Here is an 18,183-nt window from a genome sequence, read left to right on the forward strand (position 1 = left end):
CTCATTAAGCAAAAAACACTGATTTTGCTAAATGAGATAATTCAGTTTTAACTTCATTAAGTTGTGCAATTCGATCATTAATTTCTGCTGTTTTTGCTTCTTTTTTTGCGATCGCTTGCTTAACTTCTGTTTGTTTTTGTGCTAATTGATCTTCAAATTGTGTAGCAATTTGTTGAATTAATTGCGCCATACTCTGTTTAAATAATAGTGGTAGTTCTTGACGAATTCTGCTTTTAATTTGTGGCACAATATCTAGCAAAATTTGCTTCTCTACGGCTGAACGTTGCTCTTGTTGCTGGCGATATAACTGTTCTTCTTTGGAACTTTGCGTAAAAAAGCCAATAATGTCGGGCAAAAATGCTAAAGCAATTTTCGCCACTGGTGCTACAATCGTCGTGGTAAGCCCCACAATAGAAGTAAGAACTTTAGAAATATTGCCCAATCCATTTAGAAAATCAGGTCTTTCTGATAACACGAATGTTCCAGAGTGGGCATTTTGTAGGAGTTTTTCTATACCTCCTGATATACGATTCACAAAACTCTCATCGAATTGAAAACCTGATATTGAAGCGGTTGCGAAATTGCTTTGTAGCTCAAAGCGAAAATCACTGAGTAGATCACTGCTTACTTCTTGAATTCGTCCTTTTACTTCCGCTAATAAGTTATTTTGTACAGTATCATTGAGGACTCGTTGAAATTCAGACGAATTATTTAACGCTAAAGAAATTAAATGCTCTCGTTGATTTAATACAGATTGCCCTACTCTATCTGCTATCGTATCAATACCGTATTGCGAATAACGATCTTCAATTTCCTTAATTGCTTTTTCTTTTTTAGTTAATAGTTTTTGGATACTGTTTTGTAATGTTTGAATAGCCTCATTGCCCTCTTCTTTACTTGATTTCAATGCAGAAATGATAAGTTGTAAACTTTCGTCATTGCTAAAATAGTTGTCTTTTAGTGCATCAATAAAAATCGATTTAAATAGTGCTTCAGGCTGAATAGCAGTAAGAATCTGCTTAAGATTTTCTCCACCATTATCATTAAGCAAGACGACATCTTGCTCAAAGTGATAATAATTTTTTAACTCCGTTTGGATTGTCTGTTGTACTTTTTGTACATCAGAAAGCGCTCGTAAATTAGTTTTACTTAAACAAAAAGAAAAACCTTTACCAAATAGACGTAAATTCTTAATTTCTTGGTGCATTGTGCGGGTAATCGTTCCGTCTTCTACACTAGTTAAGAAAATAAAATACGAGCCTCGGTTAAGGTATTCCAAAATTGCATTACGATGATTTGCAATCGGCGCATCAAACCCTGGCATATCAACTAATACAAGCGGTTGAATTTCAGCTAAATTTTGATTGTTAAGAAATAAACGTAAAAATTTAAACTGTTGAGCGTTATCTTTAATCTCTTGGAGTTGTGAAATTTGGTAGGTAACAATTTCATCATTTGATGTAATTGCTTCAATATAATTAGTTAGGTTGTAACGAAGCTCTGTGGCTAATGCCGTTTCAGGCGTAATTGCGGTTGGGAGAATATCTTCTCCAAGAAATGAATTAATAAGCGTACTTTTGCCTGCGCTAAATCCACCAACAACAGGTACGATAAGTTCTGTTTTCTGAATATTGTCAGTTAAAGCTAAAAGTCCATTATCAGCAAGATCAACTTGCTGCGTAAGCGATTTTACTTGTTCTAAATAATTAAGAAAGACGGTTTGTGTTAATATTATAGAGGTTGTTGGTTGGTTGGTTGGTTGGTTGGTTGGTTGGTTGGTTGGTTGGTTGGTTGGTTGGTTGGTTGGTTGGTTGGTTGGTTGGTTGGCATAGAGTATCTCCGATAAGAAATATAGATCAAGGATTATATCTTAAAGAAGACTGAATTTCTTGCAAATTTTGCAAACAATTCGACCGCTTTTTTATTTCTCGCCGTTTGTCGCTTTATGAAATTCGCAATACGGTGTAGAATACTCTGTTATTTTTATTTAAAGGCAACAGAGAACAATTATGACAGAAGAAATTTTAGAAAATGCGCCGGAAACCCGTGCGAATTTTATTACCCATATTATTGATGAAGATTTAAAAAGCGGTAAACACAATAACGTTTACACTCGTTTCCCACCTGAGCCGAACGGCTATTTACATATCGGTCACGCAAAATCTATCTGTTTAAACTTTGGTATTGCCCAAGAATATCAAGGTAAATGTAATTTACGTTTTGATGATACCAACCCGGTAAAAGAAGATGTCGAATACGTTGATTCAATCAAACAAGACGTGGAATGGTTAGGTTTTAAATGGGAAGGTGAACCACGTTATGCATCCGACTATTTTGACCAACTTTACGGCTACGCAATTGAGTTAATCAACAAAGGTTTAGCTTATGTTGATGAACTCTCGCCGGAGGAAATGCGTGAATACCGTGGCACATTAACCGAACCGGGTAAAAACAGCCCGTACCGTGATCGTAGTGTGGAAGAAAACTTAGCGTTATTTGAAAAAATGAAAAATGGTGAGTTTGAAGAAGGCAAAGCATGTTTACGTGCCAAAATTGATATGACATCGCCATTTATCGTAATGCGTGACCCGGTAATCTACCGTGTCAAATTTGCTCACCATCACCAAACCGGTGATAAATGGTGCATCTATCCGATGTACGACTTTACTCACTGTATTTCGGATGCGATTGAGCGCATTACTCACTCGTTATGTACGCTTGAATTCCAAGATAACCGCCGTTTATACGATTGGGTACTTGAAAATATTTCTATTGAGCGTCCATTACCGCACCAATACGAATTTTCTCGTTTAAATTTAGAAGGCACTCTCACGTCTAAACGTAAATTATTAAAATTGGTGACAGACGGTACGGTGGACGGTTGGAATGACCCACGTATGCCGACTATTTCAGGCTTACGTCGTCGTGGTTATACCCCTGCTTCATTACGTGAATTCTGCCGCCGTATCGGTGTGACCAAACAAGATAATGTGGTGGAATACTCTGCACTTGAAGCCTGTATTCGTGAAGATTTAAACGAAAACGCACCACGTGCAATGGCGGTAATCAACCCAGTTCGTGTTGTGATTGAAAACTTTGGCGACAAAGAAATCTTAAAAGCACCAAATCATCCGAATCGTCCGGAATTAGGCGAGCGTGATTTACCCTTTACTCGTGAACTTTATATCGATGAAGCGGACTTCCGTGAAGAAGCGAATAAACAGTACAAACGTTTAGTATTAGGCAAAGAAGTGCGCTTACGTAATGCTTATGTGATTAAAGCAGAGCGTGTAGAAAAAGATGAAAACGGTAAAATCACTACCATTTTCTGTAGTTACGATCCGGAAACGTTAGGTAAAAATCCGTCTGACGGTCGCAAAGTGAAAGGGGTAATTCACTGGGTATCCGCAGAGGATAACAAACCGGCAGAATTCCGTATTTACAACCGCTTATTCACGGTAGCGAATCCGGGAGCGGAAGACGATATTAACGCAGTATTAAACCCGGAATCATTGGTTATCAAACACGGTTTCGTTGAGCCGAGCCTCGTTAATGCGAAAGCGGAACAAGGATACCAATTCGAACGTGAAGGTTATTACTGTTTAGACAGTAAAGACGGTTCGGCTGAAAATCTAGTGTTCAACTTAACCGTAAGTTTAAAAGAAGGCTTTACGGCTTAATTTTTTATGATAGCGGTCAGAAATGACCGCTTTTTTACAATATTCGAGGTAATATGAAAAAAGTGATTTTGTTAGTGGCAAGCATTTTAGCAATCAGTGCTTGTTCGCAATCTAAAAACGTTTATTTTAACGGTGCGGAAGGGTCTCATTCAGGGATTAAATACGAATCGACCAGCAAAGAGTTTTCATTAAACTAATCGCTGATTTATATATAAACAAGCGGTTAAATTTTCAGAAGATTTTGTAAAAAATCCGAAGGATTTAACCGCTTGTTTTATTGGTATCAAAAAATAACCGGCTTATTAGTACTGTTTTTGCCATTCCTCTTTATAAAACATCTGTTTGGTTTGTGTGCCTTGCAACATTTGATAATAATAGTCGTAAGTCAGCACGTTTTGCACATAACCTCTCGTTTCATAAAACGGAATTGAGGCGATAAATTCATCCATCGCCAGCGTACCGTTACTGCGAGCCAACCACTTCTCTACCCGACTTGCACCGGCATTATAAGCCGCTGCAATTAAAATACGGTTATTCGGATACTTCACATTTAACTCATTTAAGTGTGCCGTACCCAACATAATATTTCTAAGCGGATCAAACAAATCTTTATCGTTCTCAAACGGCAATCCGATATTTTTCGCTGTTAATGCCGCCGTACTCGGTAACATCTGCATTAGCCCCATTGCGTTAGCGTGTGACTTAGCTTGACTACTCCAAGCGCTTTCTTGACGAGCGATTGCCATTGCAAAAGTTTTAGCCACCCCATTTTCCGTAAGATTCAAATCAAACCATTGCGTATAAGCATTCGGCAGGCGTAAATCAATATAATCCCATGCCTTTGCCTGAATCGTTGCTTCAACGGCTAAATCATACCAGTCTTGCTGTTTGGCATATTCGCTTAATCCAAGTTGTTCCTCAAATGATAATCCTTTCAACCATTCAACCAATAGCCCTTTAGCGGATTCGAAGCGATTAAGCGCACGCCATTCTTTTATACGCATAAATTGCGGGGTAAATTGTGCGATTTGCTCTGCCGTTAGCGGTTTTACTGCCGGTTGTTCAAACTGATAAACTTTAGCTAATTGTTGAGCGGCTAGCATCGGATAAAAACCACGTTCTTTTGCAAGGTCTGTAAATTGTTGTGCACGTTTTTGTGGATCTTTTTCAGTTTTTGCTAGCCAGTAACGCCATTCCGCTTTTTGTTTAGCCTCATCTGATAATAACGCAAGCCATACTTCCAGTTGCTCTTTTTTCCACAACGCCATACGTAGGCGACGCTCGGTCAGATTATCGGCTTTTAACGTTTGAATCTCATTATCACGCCAAAGTTGCCAGTCAGCCGACTGGTTATCAAAAAAGCGGCTGATAAACGCTGTTTTCCACTCTTGTAACTCAGCCGCTGTGAGTTGCCATTTTTCCGCCCAAGTTTGATAAGGTGCAAAATTTGGAGACGGCATATCTTCGGCTAATGATTTCAACAACTTAGGAAAAGTAAGCATAACTAATGCTTTATTGTATTCGGTAAGCGGTTGATTTTCGATAAAATTTTGTAAATAGTTTACGTTATTCTGCAATTTACTTACTTCGCTAAGCCATAAAGCAAGTTCTGAATCTTGATTATTTAACCCCAAAATTTCCAAACCTTTGGGTGAATTTTGTTTAAATAATTCAACTGCTTTTAAGCGAATTTTATCCGCTGTTTTACCACCCTGATCACGCCAATAAGCTTCAATATCGGCACAAGTTTGCGGTAATTCGGTCGTTTTTAGCCAAAATTTTTCAAACTGTCCGAGTAAATCAGTTATTACGCTATTTGCCGCTGTATCTACCGAGCTCTTGCTTTGTGTTGCTTGTTCGGCTTCAGGATTGATCTGCATTTGACTGGCAAATAACTGATATTGCGCAGAAAACACTCGACACTGATTTTCATTGCCTTCCGGCGTCACTTTTTTGGCATATTCGAGCAATTCCGTCCACTTCGCCGCTTGATACAATTGCTCAAACGGTAATTGGCTCAAGCGTTTTTGATAAATCGAATTCGGATATTTCTGAGTAAAAGCGGAGATCTCTTGTTCTGTAACTTGCTTCATTGCAAGCTTGGTTTTCAGTAGTTCCCATTCTGCTTCCATTTCCAATGGATAGCCGGCCAGCGCATTAATAAGTTTCCGACTTAAAGCGAATGCTTCCGGAGTCAGCTGCTTTTTCGCTTGTGCAGATTTTAAAATTGCTTCCAGCTGTTCAAAATAGGCTCTTTGTCTAACCAATTCTGCTGAGATTTGTTGTTCTGCCTGCCATTTATCCGTTAATTTCTTTTCTAATTCGGTTTGTAGCTGAGCAACTTCCGCTTCACTGTATAATTTTGTTTTTTGTTTTGCTTCCGCCCCTATATTTATTGAAGCAGCAACTAATAAAGCTATAAATGTTTTTTTCCACATGATCTTTTCTTCCTTTTTCTCCTTACTTGGGAAAGTTAGGCATAAAAAACCGCTTGAAGTTTCCTACAAGCGGTCTAATTCCGGCAACTGAACGTAATTAATCCATGACAACTTTGCCGATAAAGTCAAGGTTACGATATTTTTGTGCATAATCGATGCCGTAACCGACTACAAACTCATCAGGAATCGCAAAACCGACCCATTCAACCGGCACATCCACTTCACGACGGGAAGGTTTATCCAATAATGTACAAATTGCCACCGAACGAGGTTCACGTAAATTCAAAATATCACGCACCTTGCTTAACGTAAAACCAGTATCAATAATATCTTCAACGATTAATACGTCTTTACCGTGAATTTCACCATCAAGATCTTTTAAGATCTTCACATCACGACTCGATTCCGTGCCTGAACCATAGCTGGAAGCGGTAATAAAATCCACCTCAACCGGCACATCAATTAAACGTACTAAATCCGCCATAAACATAAATGAGCCACGTAGTAACCCTACTACGACCAAATTCTCGCAATGTGCGTGTGCATAGTGATGATTAATTTCTTTAGCAAGTTCCATAATGCGAGATTGAACTTCTTCGCGAGAAATAAGGGTTTCAACGTGATGTTTTTTCATAATATTTAAGCTCTTTTAAGAAAAATAAAAAATGATGATAATAACAATCAATCTTAAAATCAAAATAAATTTGGCATAACACCGAAATGTTATGCCAAAATTTTGTTTATTTTAATTGTTCGAATGACTGACGGAGATCCGCTTTTAGATCTTCAACGTGTTCAAGACCGACTGAGAATCGCAATAAGTTATTGGTAATACCTCGTGCAATACGCTCCGCTTCCGGAATATCCATATGTGTTTGAGTGGACGGATAAGTGATAAAACTTTCCGTACCGCCTAAACTTTCCGCAAAGGTAATCAACTTAATCGCTTTTAAGAATTTCGGTACCCACTCTTCTTTTTGTAAACGGAATGAAAGCATACCGCTCTTACCTGAATAAAGTACGCTCTCAATCTCCGGTTGCTCGCTTAAGAATCTCGCTAATTCCGTAGCATTCGATTGGTGGCGTTCCATACGCAAAGCAAGGGTTTTTAAGCCACGCACCGCAAGGTAAGAATCAAACGGCGAAAGCACCGCACCAGCACAGTTCTGGAAGTAGAATAAACGTTCCGAAAGATTTTGACCCGCTTCGTTTTTGGTTGCTTCCGAATCTTTTGCAACGATTAAACCGGCTAGCACATCATTATGACCGGAAAGGTATTTCGTTGCGCTATGAATCACAATATCCGCACCGTGTTCGATCGGACGGAATAAAATCGGGGTTAAGAAGGTATTATCCACAATTAACATTAAGTTATGTTTTTTGGCAATTTTAGAAATTGCATCCACATCACACTCTTCCATTAATGGATTTGACGGTGTTTCGACAAAAATCGCTTTGGTGTTTGGCGTGATTGCCGCTTCAATCGCATCTAAATCCGCAGTATTTACATAAACCGGTTTTACCGTATTGTGATGTTTGTGGCTGAAATCGAATAAACGGTAAGAACCGCCATACACATCACTTGAAATAATCCATTCGTCCAGTGCTTTGAAAAGCGACATCACTAACTGAATTGCCGCCATACCCGATGCCATTGCAAAACCGGCATCACCGCCCTCTAAATCAGCAATACCTTGCTCTAACACGGCACGAGTCGGATTTTTTGTACGGGTATAATCCCAACCGGTCGATTCGCCTAAACCGTCACGGCCGTAAGCGGTTGATAAAATAATCGGTGTTGCTACCGCACCGGTGCGAGGATCAGTACGGTTACCTAATTGTACTAACGTGGTTTCAATATTGGTGTATTTGGTCATCTTCATTCCTTTTATACTTTATTAGGACGCACTAGCAGTACGCCCTTAAATTCAATTATCTCAATTGTACCAGTAGAAACACTCTAAATGTGTTCTTTCTTATATTTCAATTAGTTATAAGTTATTCAAATCCAATACATCCGTCATATCGAATAAACCGTTTTGTTTGTTTTCCAACCATTTTGCCGCACGTACCGCACCGTTAGCAAACGTCATTCGACTTGAGGCTTTGTGGGCAATCTCCACACGTTCCCCCTCATCGGCAAACCATACCGAGTGTTCGCCGACCACATCACCGGCACGAATAGTGGCAAAGCCGATTTCATCACGTTTACGTTCACCGGTAATACCTTCTCGAGCAAACACACCGTGCGTTTTTAAATCACGCCCAAGAGTTTTTGCTATATGTTCACCCATTGATAGTGCTGTACCGGACGGTGCGTCCACTTTATGACGGTGGTGAGCTTCAATCACTTCGATATCGCAATAATCGCCCATCACTTTCGCCGCTTTTTCTAATAATTTGAATACAAGGTTCACACCAACGCTATAGTTTGAAGCAAACACAATCGAAATTTGCTCTGCCGCCGTTTGAATCGCTTGTTTGCCTGCATCATCAAAACCGGTTGTGCCAATCACCATTTTTTTGCCGTTCGCCACACAAAATTTAATATGTTCGAGCGTACCTTCTGGACGGGTAAAATCAATTAATACGTCAAAATTGGTATTTTGGCTTAACTCATCGCTGATTTTTACCCCTGTTGCACCAATGCCCGCCACTTCACCGGCATCCGCACCGACTAAACTTGAACCTTTACGTTCAAATGCTGCTCCTAACTCCACGCCTTCCGCATTGTGTACCGCAGTAATCAGATTACGTCCCATTCGACCGCCGGCACCGACGATTCCGATTTTTAATGTCATTGTGTCTTCCTCTATAATGTCTTGTTCTTATTAAAATAAGCGGTCTGATTTTGCCATAAATTTGCAAAATATTGTGAAAATTTTACCGCTTATTTATGTTGGATTTTGCTTATTGCGGTTTACGTCCCATTACCGCAATATGTACGGTAATTTCTTCTCTATCGTGATAAAGATGTTTCGCTTGAATTTTAAACCAAAAACCTTGTTTTTCGAGTTCTTCTTCAAGATAAGCTAAACATAGCTGCACTTCTTGATAACGTTTCTTCATCGGTAATTTTAAGTTGAAAATCGTTTCTCGACACCAACCGTTAATCAACCATTTACCGATTAATTTACTGATCCGCATTGGCTGTTCCACCATATCGCACACTAGCCAATCAATGGTTTTACGTTTAGGCGGTTGGAATTTAAAACCGTCTTCAGGACAATGCTCAATACGTCCGGTTTCGTGCAAACTTGCTGCCATTTTGCCGTGATCCACCGCATACACGAATACGCCGCGTTTAACCAGTTGATAAGTCCAACCGCCCGGGCAAGCCCCTAAATCCACGCCGGTCATTTCATCGGTAAAGCGTTTTTTCTCTTCCGCTTCCGGAATAAAAGTAAGGATCGCTTCTTCTAATTTTAAAGTCGAGCGACTTGGGGCTTCCGCAGGGAATTTCAAACGAGGAATTCCCATAAAAAACGGCGATTTATTATCGTTATAGGCATAACCGACATAACAACAGCCCGGGCGCACAAATAAAATATGTAAACTAATACTACCTTTTGCTTTTTCTGATTTACCTAACCAGCCTTGCTTTTTCAAGCTATTACGTAGCGGCACGGTAAATTTACGACAAAAGGTCAGTAATTCTTTTGCTTCGTTGGTATCCGGCGTTTCAACAAAAATATCCGAACTGTGGCGAGGATTTAACGCTTGGTATTGGGCTAAAATCGGTGAAATACGATCTTCAACAGGCAGATTTTGTAACATATTACCGACCACAATCATTTGACGGGCAAAAATCAATTGTTCAAATTTTAATTCTCTTGCTAAGCGATCCGCATCGCCGGCTTGATAACACTCAAAAATGATATAACCACTATTTTCTTTTAAATTCACAAAGCCAAATACACCAAGTTGTGCCGCTTTGTCGGTAATCTCACCTGCAGTCTCTTTTTCAAAGCCCGCTCGACAATATAATGCTAGTTTATTCATAGGTTTTCTAATTAGTGAAAAATGTAATTAGTATAGCGTTTTACACACTATTTTGATAGGAAAAACAAGTAATTGATTAAAAACACAATATGGATATAATAACAGGTGTTGTTTTTGCAGTGATGTGAAAACAATAGGTGGCAGGGAGAATGCAAAAATCCCTGCGGCAACAGGGATTTTGCGTTTGACCTGCTTTTGATTAACTCATTAGACAGGAACTATAAAATGCAATTTAAATTAACCTGTAACGAAGGTAAATTGCAATTGTCAATCAAAATTGATGTCGGAATCATTCTAGCGTTGATTGCGTTGGCAAGTCAATACCTGACACCATAAAACAAAAAACAATGTTTTCCGCCTATTCTAACCGATTAGGCGGTTTTTTTAGCACGTAAACTTACAAAAATTAACGCTGCCCAACCAATCATAAAAAATACGCCGCCAAGCGGTGTACTCCATACAAATAATCGTTGTCCGAATAGGGCTAAAGCATACAAGCTGCCGCTAAATAACAAAATACCTAATATCCAACTACCGCCGATAATGTTTAAGGCTTTTGCTCTGCAAGCGGGCGGATTTTGTGCAGAATTGACCAATTGGAAAAAACCTAAAGCCAGTAAAGCTAAGGTGTGAAACATTTGGTACTGAATACCGGTATCAATCCAACTTAACGCTTTGGCATCTAATGTTTTTGCCAAGCCGTGCGAAGCGAAAGCACCAAAAGCAATACAAAACAAACCACTGATTGCCGAAAATAAGATAAATTTATTTTTCATCATTTCTCCTTAAAAAAATAATACTCAATATAGCATAAAATTTATTACACATTTAGCCATCTTTTGTTATGATTTTGTTAATTTTATACCAAGGAGGCTTAGTATGTCTGCACATTTACTTATTCCACAACTTACCGAAATCGTTGGTTCTCAACACATCATTACCGATACGGCTAAAAGTGAAGCCTATCGTAGCGGCTATCGTTTCGGCACGGGTAACGCACTTGCCGTAGTACGTCCAGCAACGTTATTAGAATATTGGCGAGTATTAAAAGCCTGTGTACGTCACGATGTAATCGTGATTAACCAAGCTGCCAATACCGGTTTAACCGGCGGTTCAACGCCGAACGGCAATGATTACGACCGTGAGATCGTCATTATCAATACCATGAGAATGGACGGCATTCAATTGATCAATGATGCAGAACAAGTAGTATGCCTACCGGGTTCAACCTTAAATGATTTAGAGATTAAACTGAAACCGCACGGACGTGAACCTCATTCCGTTATCGGATCGTCTTGTATCGGTGCTTCGGTTATTGGTGGCGTTTGTAATAACTCCGGCGGTGCTTTAGTACAACGTGGTCCAGCTTATACCGAAATGGCTTTATTTGCTCAATTGAATGAGCAAGGCGAACTTGAACTTAAAAATCATTTGGGTATTGATTTAGGCGAAACCCCGGAAGAAATTTTAGAAAATCTACAAAATCATCGTTATCAACGCAAAGATATTAAACTCAATTGCGGCAAAGGGCATGATCATACTTATTGTGATCACGTGCGTAAAATTGATGAAGACTCTCCCGCTCGTTTTAATGCCGACCCGAATCGCCACTATGAAGCCTCCGGTAGTGCCGGTAAATTAGCCGTGTTTGCCGTTCGTTTAGATACATTCCCATTAGAAAAACAGACCGCTGTGTTCTATATCGGTACAAACCACACCGCTACTCTAAACGATTTACGTCGCCATATGCTTGCTAACTTTAAGCAATTACCGATTTCCGGCGAATATATTCATCGTGATGCGTTCGATATTGCCGCTCGCTACGGTAAAGACACCTTCTGGGTCATTAAAAAATTCGGTACGCACTGGTTACCGAAATTATTTGCTTTAAAAGCTAATGCCGACCGTATCGCTAAAAAATTCTCATTTTTACCTCACCATTTAAGCGATAAATTTATGCAGGCGTTATCCAAACGTTTACCGGAACATTTACCGCAAAGTTTATGGCAATATCGTGAAAAATATGAGCATCATTTAATTCTGAAAATGGGCGGAACCGGTGTTGCCGAAGCTCGTGAATATTTAAAACAATATTTTTCTGAGAGTGAGAAAGGCGGTTATTTCGAATGTAATGCAGTAGAAACACAAGCGGCAATGCTACACCGTTTCGCGGTAGCTTCCGCTGCAATTCGTTACCGTGCAACGCACGAAAATGAGGTGGAAGACATTGTTGCGTTAGATATTGCATTACGTCGCAATGATCAAGATTGGTTTGAGGTCTTACCGCCTGAAATCGATCAAAAAATCCTACATAAACTCTATTATGGACATTTTATGTGCCACGTATTCCATCAGGATTATATTGTGAAAAAAGGTGTGGATTGCGTCGCATTAGAACACGAAATGTTAGCCTTATTGGATAAACGAGGAGCGCAATATCCGGCAGAACATAACGTCGGGCATTTATATGAAGCGAAACCGACGTTACGTAAATTCTATAAAGTCTTAGACCCAACTAACAGCTTTAATGTCGGTATCGGGCAAACTTCTAAGAAAAAATACTGGAAATAGCACGCTTCAAGCGGTCTATTTTTGCTTTTTCTTTACAAGAAAATTTGAAAAAATAACCGCTTGTCATTCAGTTAAAACATAAAGAAAAACGCACTAAAGATTTAACTTTAGTGCGTTTTATTTACTTACTATATAACGCTATGCTTGGGTATATTTCGGTTCTTTAAATACCGTTACTTCCGGTGCAACGCCGGTAAATTTCTCTACTTGTACCGTTGCGGTATTCGGCGAATTACCTTGAGCTAATTTTGATGTACCTTCATCACGCGTTAACACATTCGGGTTACCGTTTTTACAAAGCGGTTGTTCTGATTTACCGAGATCCATCGGATCATACCAAGCACCTTCATGCAACGCGATCGTGCCTTTAATGATACCGTCTGTTACCACTGCACCCGCTAACACCTGACCACGTTTATTGAAAATGCGCACGATATCACCGTTTGCGATACCACGCGCAGCCGCGTCTTCAGCATTAATTAATACCGGCTCACGATCATTTACTGCATAAAGTTTACGCAATGAGCTGTAAGCTAATTGACTATGTAAACGATATTTTGAGTGTGGGGTGACTAAGGCAAGCGGTGCTTCTGCAGTTGCATTACCGGCGAACTCTTCGTGTTCCATCCAAGTTGGGTGACCTTTACAATCATCGTAATTCATTTTCGCCACTACATCAGAGAAAATTTCAATTTTGCCTGATGGTGTACCTAATGGATTGAGTAACGGATCGTTACGGAATTCTTCATAACGTACCCATTTTTTCGCTTTTTCAGTCGCTTTAAAGGTAATCGGCTTGTTATCCGCCCAGAACTGTTCAAATTTAGGCATTAATACACGGTTTTTACGTGCCGCATCAAATGCAGTTTGATAGAAACCTTTTAACCAATCCATTTCCGATTTACCTTCGGTAAATTCTTGTTCTTTACCGGCACGTTTTGCAAGTTCTGCGAAAATATCGTAGTCGTTTTTCGCTTCAAATTGTGGCGGAACAACTTGCTTCATTGGGAAAATATTCATCATTGAATAATCGCCCGACATAGTTAAGTCATTACGTTCATAACTTGTGGTTGCTGGTAAAACAATATCCGCCATACGTGCGGTTGGTGTCCAGTGACATTCGGTAACAAACACACTGTCTGGTTTTTGCCACGCTTTTACTAAAGTATTGGTGTCTTGGTGATGGGTAAACGGGTTACCGCCTGACCACCAAATCACTTTAATATCCGGATAAGTCACTTTCGTGCCGTTATAATCAATGGTTTTGCCCGGATTTAATAACGCATCGGAAATACGTGCAAGCGGGAAAGAGAATTTAGCAGTTTCATCCAACCAAGTTTTTGCGCCCGCTTCAGTTGCCGGATTTGCAGAAATTGATCCTAAAATACCACCGGTTGCAGTCGGTGCACCACCGTTCGAATAGTGATAACTTAAACCGAAACCACCGCCCGGTAAACCGATTTGACCTAACATTGCCGCTAATGTCACTAACATCCAGTGACTTTGTTCACCGTGACGTTGGCGTTGGATACCCCAACCTGCCATTAACATCGTACGTTTGCTTTGTAACTCTAATGCCAATTTTTTGATGGTTTCCGCCGGTACGCCACAAATTTTGCTTGCCCATTGTGCATCTTTCGGCTGTTTATCTTCCGTACCAAGCAAGTATTTTTCAAATTGTTCATAGCCTTTAGTATATTTTTTAAGGAATTCTTTATCATGTTTATCCGCAGTGACTAAAGTATGAGCCATACCTAGCATTAATGCCACATCCGTACCTGTATGAACCGGAATCCATTCTGCGCCTAAATATTCGCAACTTTCACTTCTTACCGGGTCAATACAGATAATCCGTTTGCCGCTTTCTTTAAATTTTTTGAAGTATTCCAAACCTTGTTGATCGGTTGAAGTCCATGCGATACGGAGCGTATTTAACGGATTTGCCGACCAAAGAACGATAGTATCCGTATTTTCTAACACGACTTCCCAGCTGGTTTGCTGCTCGTACACTTCAATCGTGCCTAATACGTGCGGCATAATCACCTGCGCTGCACCGGTTGAGTAGTCGCCTTTCACGCCGACAAAGCCACCGGTAATATTTAAATAACGTTGTAATAATGTACGTGCGGCATGTAATGAACCTGAACTATACCAACCGTAAGAACCGCCAAAAATCGCACTCGGACCATGAGCATCACGCACACGTTTCATTTCGTTTGCGACTAACTCAAATGCTTTATCCCAAGAAATACGCACCCATTCGTCACGGCCACGTAAAGTGGTATCTTTATTACCTTCTAAATAACCTTTGCGCACCATCGGATATTTAACACGGGTTTCACCGTGTACTTGATCCGGTACGACCGTTTGTAGTTCATTTTCAATTGACGGAGGCATTGCCGGGCCGGATTTGACCACTTTGCCGTTTTCAACCACAACGCCTAAAGCCCCCCAGTGTGCTGCTGTCATCACAGTTTGCATTTCTGCCGCCGCCGCTTCCGTTGAAATTAACGCATTGACACCACCGCCCGCTAAAGATGTCCCCGCAAGTCCGAGCGAAGTATTTTTAATAAAACCACGACGACCCGCATTAATTTTTTCTTGAGTTTTCATCTGCATAACCCTCTGAAAGTTAAGTTAAATTTGACACCTTTCTAAACACGAGGGGATAGCGCATTTCTTTACTATCCGGTGCGGTAAGCGGTCTGATTTTGCAAAAATTTTTTGAATTTTAACCGCTTGTCACAGGCTTGTACCCCTTATCCGCGACTTAGGCACACAAGCTCGGTATCAGGTAAGTTAATAAACTAGTGTGAACTGCCTACAATATCTTTTGCGTTACGTTGTAGATAGATCGTAACCGCACGTACATCATCTGCTGACATTGACGTACGGTCTTTCATTGAATTGACTACACCGATCCATTGATTCGCCGTATAGTGATCCGCACCAATCGGTGCATGACAACCGCTACAATGGATCTGATTTAAATTATTACCGAAGTTATTCAGTGCATTCAGATCCGAAGTTACCGCTGTTTTCGGTAATGAAACTTCAACGCTTACTTCTTTCCAATCCGAATTGGTTACACTATCGTTTACGGTTTGATGTACGGTCAGTTTATCTTTAACTTCATCGCCGACTAAACCAACCATAATACGCTGACCAAGTCCCATATAAAGTACGCTTTCCGCCCCAACCTGCTGCCAGCCTTTAATCATACCGGACACTTTATCACCGTCTTGTTTCCACTGATGTAATTCGGCAAACGGTAATAAGCGAATTTCACCGCCTTGTACCGTTTTTGCCGGTGCCATAGCTAAGTTATACAACGTCTTATCGCTTGTACCGAATTGTCCGGCGTGCTTAGTTAATTCGCCTAATGCCGCACTATTATCCACTTGTATTTCCGGCATAAAGTGAGCTATACCCTTATGACAATCAATACAGGTTTGATTAGTTTCCTGCGCTAATTTATGCATTTTTTGCGCATCCTCTTTTTGTTCGGTAAGAGCCATCGCTTCGAAACTATGACAACTGCGACAAGTCGCCGAATCGGTTTCTTTCATTTCTTCCCACACACGCTGCGCCATTTCCAAACGATGTGCTTCATAAGCTTCTTGATCAGGTAATTTATTAGTTACAAGGGTATGCCATATGTCTTTTAGCGCAATCACTTTAGCTTTTACATAGTGCAAACCATCTTGAGGAAGGTGACAATCGGAACATTCCGCTCGAATCCCTTTACGATTAGAGAAATGTACACTTCCCTCCCATTCCGCTTGCGGATGGCTCATCGAGTGACAACTTACGCAAAATTCGGTTGAACTGGTTGCTTTCATTACGGACTGTACGCCAAACAATGCCGCAGCGCCTAATACCGCACAAACTACGCCGCTTACTAGCGATAATTTAAATTTAGACATAAATTCCCCACACAACTGATAAAAATAACTCTTTAGTGTTAAAAGACTAGCACATCTAAAAAAGTGTTATTTGTTCAAAATCAAACAACGTCAATTTTGTATGTAAATTAAAGTTGATAATAAGCACGATACTTCTTTCTGACTATTGCATGAAACGCTTTAGCACTTTAGAATGACAGCATTTATTAACAGACTCCGAGCTTGTGAACCTAACTTCTCGGTCGTTTTACGAATTTTTCGTTAAATTCGACCGCTTTTTGTAAGAATATGGTAGCAATGCCTGTAATTAGCTTATACGTAGCTAATTCAAGGGAATTTCAAGAAATTGTTGTTCCTCTCGTGTTTAGAAAGGTGTCCAATGCAATCCATTCCAATTAAAAATGTTGGTACGGATAATGTTTCTCAGCTTATTGATCGCTTCGAACGACAATATGTTTATTTACGTTTATCTATTACCGATGTCTGCAATTTTCGCTGTAATTATTGTCTGCCGGACGGCTATAAACCGCCTTCCCACAAGCAACAATTTTTAAGCGTATCTGAAATTCAGCGTGTAGTGCGTGCTTTTGCTGATCTCGGTACGGAAAAAGTGCGTATTACCGGTGGCGAACCGACCTTACGTAAAGATTTTTTAGAAATTGCACATACCATTTCGCAAACCAATGGCATCAAAAAAGTGGCATTAACCACCAACGGTTATCGTATGGAACGTGATATTGACTTATGGCAACAAGCCGGTATTACCGATATTAACGTCAGCGTAGATAGCCTAGATACACGCCAATTCCAGCTAATCACCGGCGAAAATAAGCTGCAATCGATCCTAAAAGGCATTGATAGAGCGTTTGAAATCGGCTACCGCAAAATCAAAGTGAATGCGGTATTAATGAAGCAATATACTGCCCCCGAATTAGATAAATTCCTCGCTTGGATTAAAGATAAACCGATTCAAATGCGTTTTATTGAGCTGATGGAAACCGGCGAAATGGACAGTTTTTTCAAAGCGCAACATTTATCCGGTCAGTCAGTAATGCAACGCTTATTACAAGAAGGCTGGCAATTACAGCCGAAAGCGTTATCAGACGGCCCGGCAAAAGTGCTTTCACACCCTGATTACCAAGGTGAAATCGGTTTGATTATGCCGTATGAGAAAAATTTCTGCGCCAGCTGCAACCGCCTACGTGTTTCGGCACTCGGTAAATTACACCTCTGCTTATTCGGCGAGGAAGGAATCAATTTGCGAGATTTACTCTCGGAAGATACCCAACAAGCACAACTGGAAGCACGTCTAAAAGCGGCATTACAAGGCAAGCGGGAGCATCACTATTTGCATATCGGCGATAGTGGCGTTCGGAATAATCTCGCCTCAATCGGCGGCTAAATTGCAAAAATCTGGCAAAAAGAGACCGCTTGATCGGGTTCCCTTCTGAGCCGCCTGAACGTGTTGGATATTTGTAGGAACATTTTTCTTGAGCGTAGCGAATCTAAAATGTTCCGTTAAGCAAATTCCAACTAAGTGAAGAAAATCGGTGAAGTAGGGTCGCCTTTCTTTGGTTACTTTCTTTG

The 18,183-nt window shown here is 40.3% G+C and carries 13 protein-coding genes and 2 riboswitches; of the genes, 4 read left to right on the forward strand and 9 right to left on the reverse strand.

Translation table 11 applies throughout. The annotated features are described in order from the left end of the window. Nucleotides 1-4 precede the first annotated feature (4 nt). On the reverse strand, nt 5-1,867 hold the full coding sequence (locus NYR63_RS03490) for a dynamin family protein (RefSeq protein WP_347710367.1): 1,863 nt from the start codon (nt 1,865-1,867) through the stop codon (nt 5-7). Nucleotides 1,868-2,009: 142 nt separating this feature from the next. On the opposite strand from NYR63_RS03490, the gene glnS reads away from it, so the two are divergent. Further along, nucleotides 2,010-3,680, forward strand: a complete 1,671-nt coding sequence (gene glnS / locus NYR63_RS03495) for a glutamine--tRNA ligase (RefSeq protein WP_279458210.1) — start codon at nt 2,010-2,012, stop codon at nt 3,678-3,680. Nucleotides 3,681-3,733: 53 nt separating this feature from the next. Beyond that, on the forward strand, nt 3,734-3,877 hold the full coding sequence (locus NYR63_RS03500) for a hypothetical protein (RefSeq protein WP_279458211.1): 144 nt from the start codon (nt 3,734-3,736) through the stop codon (nt 3,875-3,877). A 105-nt stretch (nt 3,878-3,982) separates the two neighbouring features. Here the strand turns inward: NYR63_RS03500 and NYR63_RS03505 are convergent, their stop codons facing one another. The 6 genes from NYR63_RS03505 to NYR63_RS03530 form a co-directional block, all read right to left on the reverse strand. Then, on the reverse strand, nt 3,983-6,118 hold the full coding sequence (locus tag NYR63_RS03505) for a transglycosylase SLT domain-containing protein (protein WP_279458212.1): 2,136 nt from the start codon (nt 6,116-6,118) through the stop codon (nt 3,983-3,985). Between the two features lie 97 nt (nt 6,119-6,215). Then, nucleotides 6,216-6,752: a hypoxanthine phosphoribosyltransferase gene (hpt, locus tag NYR63_RS03510; RefSeq protein ID WP_279458213.1), complete on the reverse strand. Its 537-nt coding sequence runs from the start codon at nt 6,750-6,752 to the stop codon at nt 6,216-6,218. Nucleotides 6,753-6,858: 106 nt separating this feature from the next. Beyond that, nucleotides 6,859-7,995, reverse strand: a complete 1,137-nt coding sequence (locus NYR63_RS03515; protein WP_279458214.1) for a methionine biosynthesis PLP-dependent protein — start codon at nt 7,993-7,995, stop codon at nt 6,859-6,861. A 114-nt stretch (nt 7,996-8,109) separates the two neighbouring features. After that, nucleotides 8,110-8,919 carry a 4-hydroxy-tetrahydrodipicolinate reductase gene (gene dapB / locus NYR63_RS03520; RefSeq protein WP_279458215.1) on the reverse strand — a complete coding sequence of 270 codons (810 nt, stop codon included), beginning with the start codon at nt 8,917-8,919 and terminating at the stop codon, nt 8,110-8,112. Between the two features lie 109 nt (nt 8,920-9,028). Beyond that, nucleotides 9,029-10,120: a 23S rRNA (cytidine(2498)-2'-O)-methyltransferase RlmM gene (gene rlmM / locus NYR63_RS03525; protein ID WP_279458216.1), complete on the reverse strand. Its 1,092-nt coding sequence runs from the start codon at nt 10,118-10,120 to the stop codon at nt 9,029-9,031. 371 nt (nt 10,121-10,491) lie between these two features. Further along, complete coding sequence (locus tag NYR63_RS03530; protein ID WP_279458217.1) at nt 10,492-10,896, reverse strand: DUF423 domain-containing protein; 405 nt, start codon at nt 10,894-10,896, stop codon at nt 10,492-10,494. Nucleotides 10,897-10,999: 103 nt separating this feature from the next. On the opposite strand from NYR63_RS03530, the gene dld reads away from it, so the two are divergent. Continuing rightward, complete coding sequence (gene dld, locus NYR63_RS03535) at nt 11,000-12,691, forward strand: D-lactate dehydrogenase (protein WP_279458218.1); 1,692 nt, start codon at nt 11,000-11,002, stop codon at nt 12,689-12,691. A 138-nt stretch (nt 12,692-12,829) separates the two neighbouring features. Here dld and torA read toward each other — a convergent pair whose 3' ends face one another. Both torA and NYR63_RS03545 read right to left on the reverse strand, forming a co-directional pair. After that, entirely contained in the window at nt 12,830-15,304 is a 2,475-nt protein-coding gene (gene torA / locus NYR63_RS03540) for a trimethylamine-N-oxide reductase TorA (protein WP_279458219.1), read from the reverse strand. An 18-nt stretch (nt 15,305-15,322) separates the two neighbouring features. Beyond that, a riboswitch (molybdenum cofactor riboswitch) is annotated at nt 15,323-15,493 on the reverse strand. A 5-nt stretch (nt 15,494-15,498) separates the two neighbouring features. Continuing rightward, nucleotides 15,499-16,617: a NapC/NirT family cytochrome c gene (locus NYR63_RS03545; protein ID WP_279458220.1), complete on the reverse strand. Its 1,119-nt coding sequence runs from the start codon at nt 16,615-16,617 to the stop codon at nt 15,499-15,501. 181 nt (nt 16,618-16,798) lie between these two features. After that, nucleotides 16,799-16,987, forward strand: a riboswitch (molybdenum cofactor riboswitch). Here NYR63_RS03545 and moaA point away from each other — a divergent pair. After that, nucleotides 16,976-17,998 (forward strand): GTP 3',8-cyclase MoaA, encoded by a 1,023-nt coding sequence (moaA, locus tag NYR63_RS03550; RefSeq protein ID WP_279458221.1) that lies wholly within the window; start codon nt 16,976-16,978, stop codon nt 17,996-17,998. (Overlaps the previous riboswitch by 12 nt.) Nucleotides 17,999-18,183 lie beyond the last annotated feature (185 nt).

The sequence above is a fragment of the Actinobacillus genomosp. 1 genome, assembly GCF_029774175.1.
In the GTDB taxonomy this organism is placed as follows: domain Bacteria; phylum Pseudomonadota; class Gammaproteobacteria; order Enterobacterales; family Pasteurellaceae; genus Actinobacillus.

What these genes read in the sequence shown, in the direction of transcription:
- dapB (WP_279458215.1), bottom strand. Translation starts at nt 8,919, where the DNA reads ATGACATTAAAAATCGGAATCGTCGGTGCCGGCGGTCGAATGGGACGT.
- glnS (WP_279458210.1), top strand. Translation starts at nt 2,010, where the DNA reads ATGACAGAAGAAATTTTAGAAAATGCGCCGGAAACCCGTGCGAATTTT.
- NYR63_RS03545 (WP_279458220.1), bottom strand. Translation starts at nt 16,617, where the DNA reads ATGTCTAAATTTAAATTATCGCTAGTAAGCGGCGTAGTTTGTGCGGTA.
- dld (WP_279458218.1), top strand. Translation starts at nt 11,000, where the DNA reads ATGTCTGCACATTTACTTATTCCACAACTTACCGAAATCGTTGGTTCT.
- NYR63_RS03515 (WP_279458214.1), bottom strand. Translation starts at nt 7,995, where the DNA reads ATGACCAAATACACCAATATTGAAACCACGTTAGTACAATTAGGTAAC.
- rlmM (WP_279458216.1), bottom strand. Translation starts at nt 10,120, where the DNA reads ATGAATAAACTAGCATTATATTGTCGAGCGGGCTTTGAAAAAGAGACT.
- NYR63_RS03530 (WP_279458217.1), bottom strand. Translation starts at nt 10,896, where the DNA reads ATGAAAAATAAATTTATCTTATTTTCGGCAATCAGTGGTTTGTTTTGT.
- hpt (WP_279458213.1), bottom strand. Translation starts at nt 6,752, where the DNA reads ATGAAAAAACATCACGTTGAAACCCTTATTTCTCGCGAAGAAGTTCAA.
- NYR63_RS03500 (WP_279458211.1), top strand. Translation starts at nt 3,734, where the DNA reads ATGAAAAAAGTGATTTTGTTAGTGGCAAGCATTTTAGCAATCAGTGCT.
- torA (WP_279458219.1), bottom strand. Translation starts at nt 15,304, where the DNA reads ATGAAAACTCAAGAAAAAATTAATGCGGGTCGTCGTGGTTTTATTAAA.
- moaA (WP_279458221.1), top strand. Translation starts at nt 16,976, where the DNA reads ATGCAATCCATTCCAATTAAAAATGTTGGTACGGATAATGTTTCTCAG.
- NYR63_RS03505 (WP_279458212.1), bottom strand. Translation starts at nt 6,118, where the DNA reads ATGTGGAAAAAAACATTTATAGCTTTATTAGTTGCTGCTTCAATAAAT.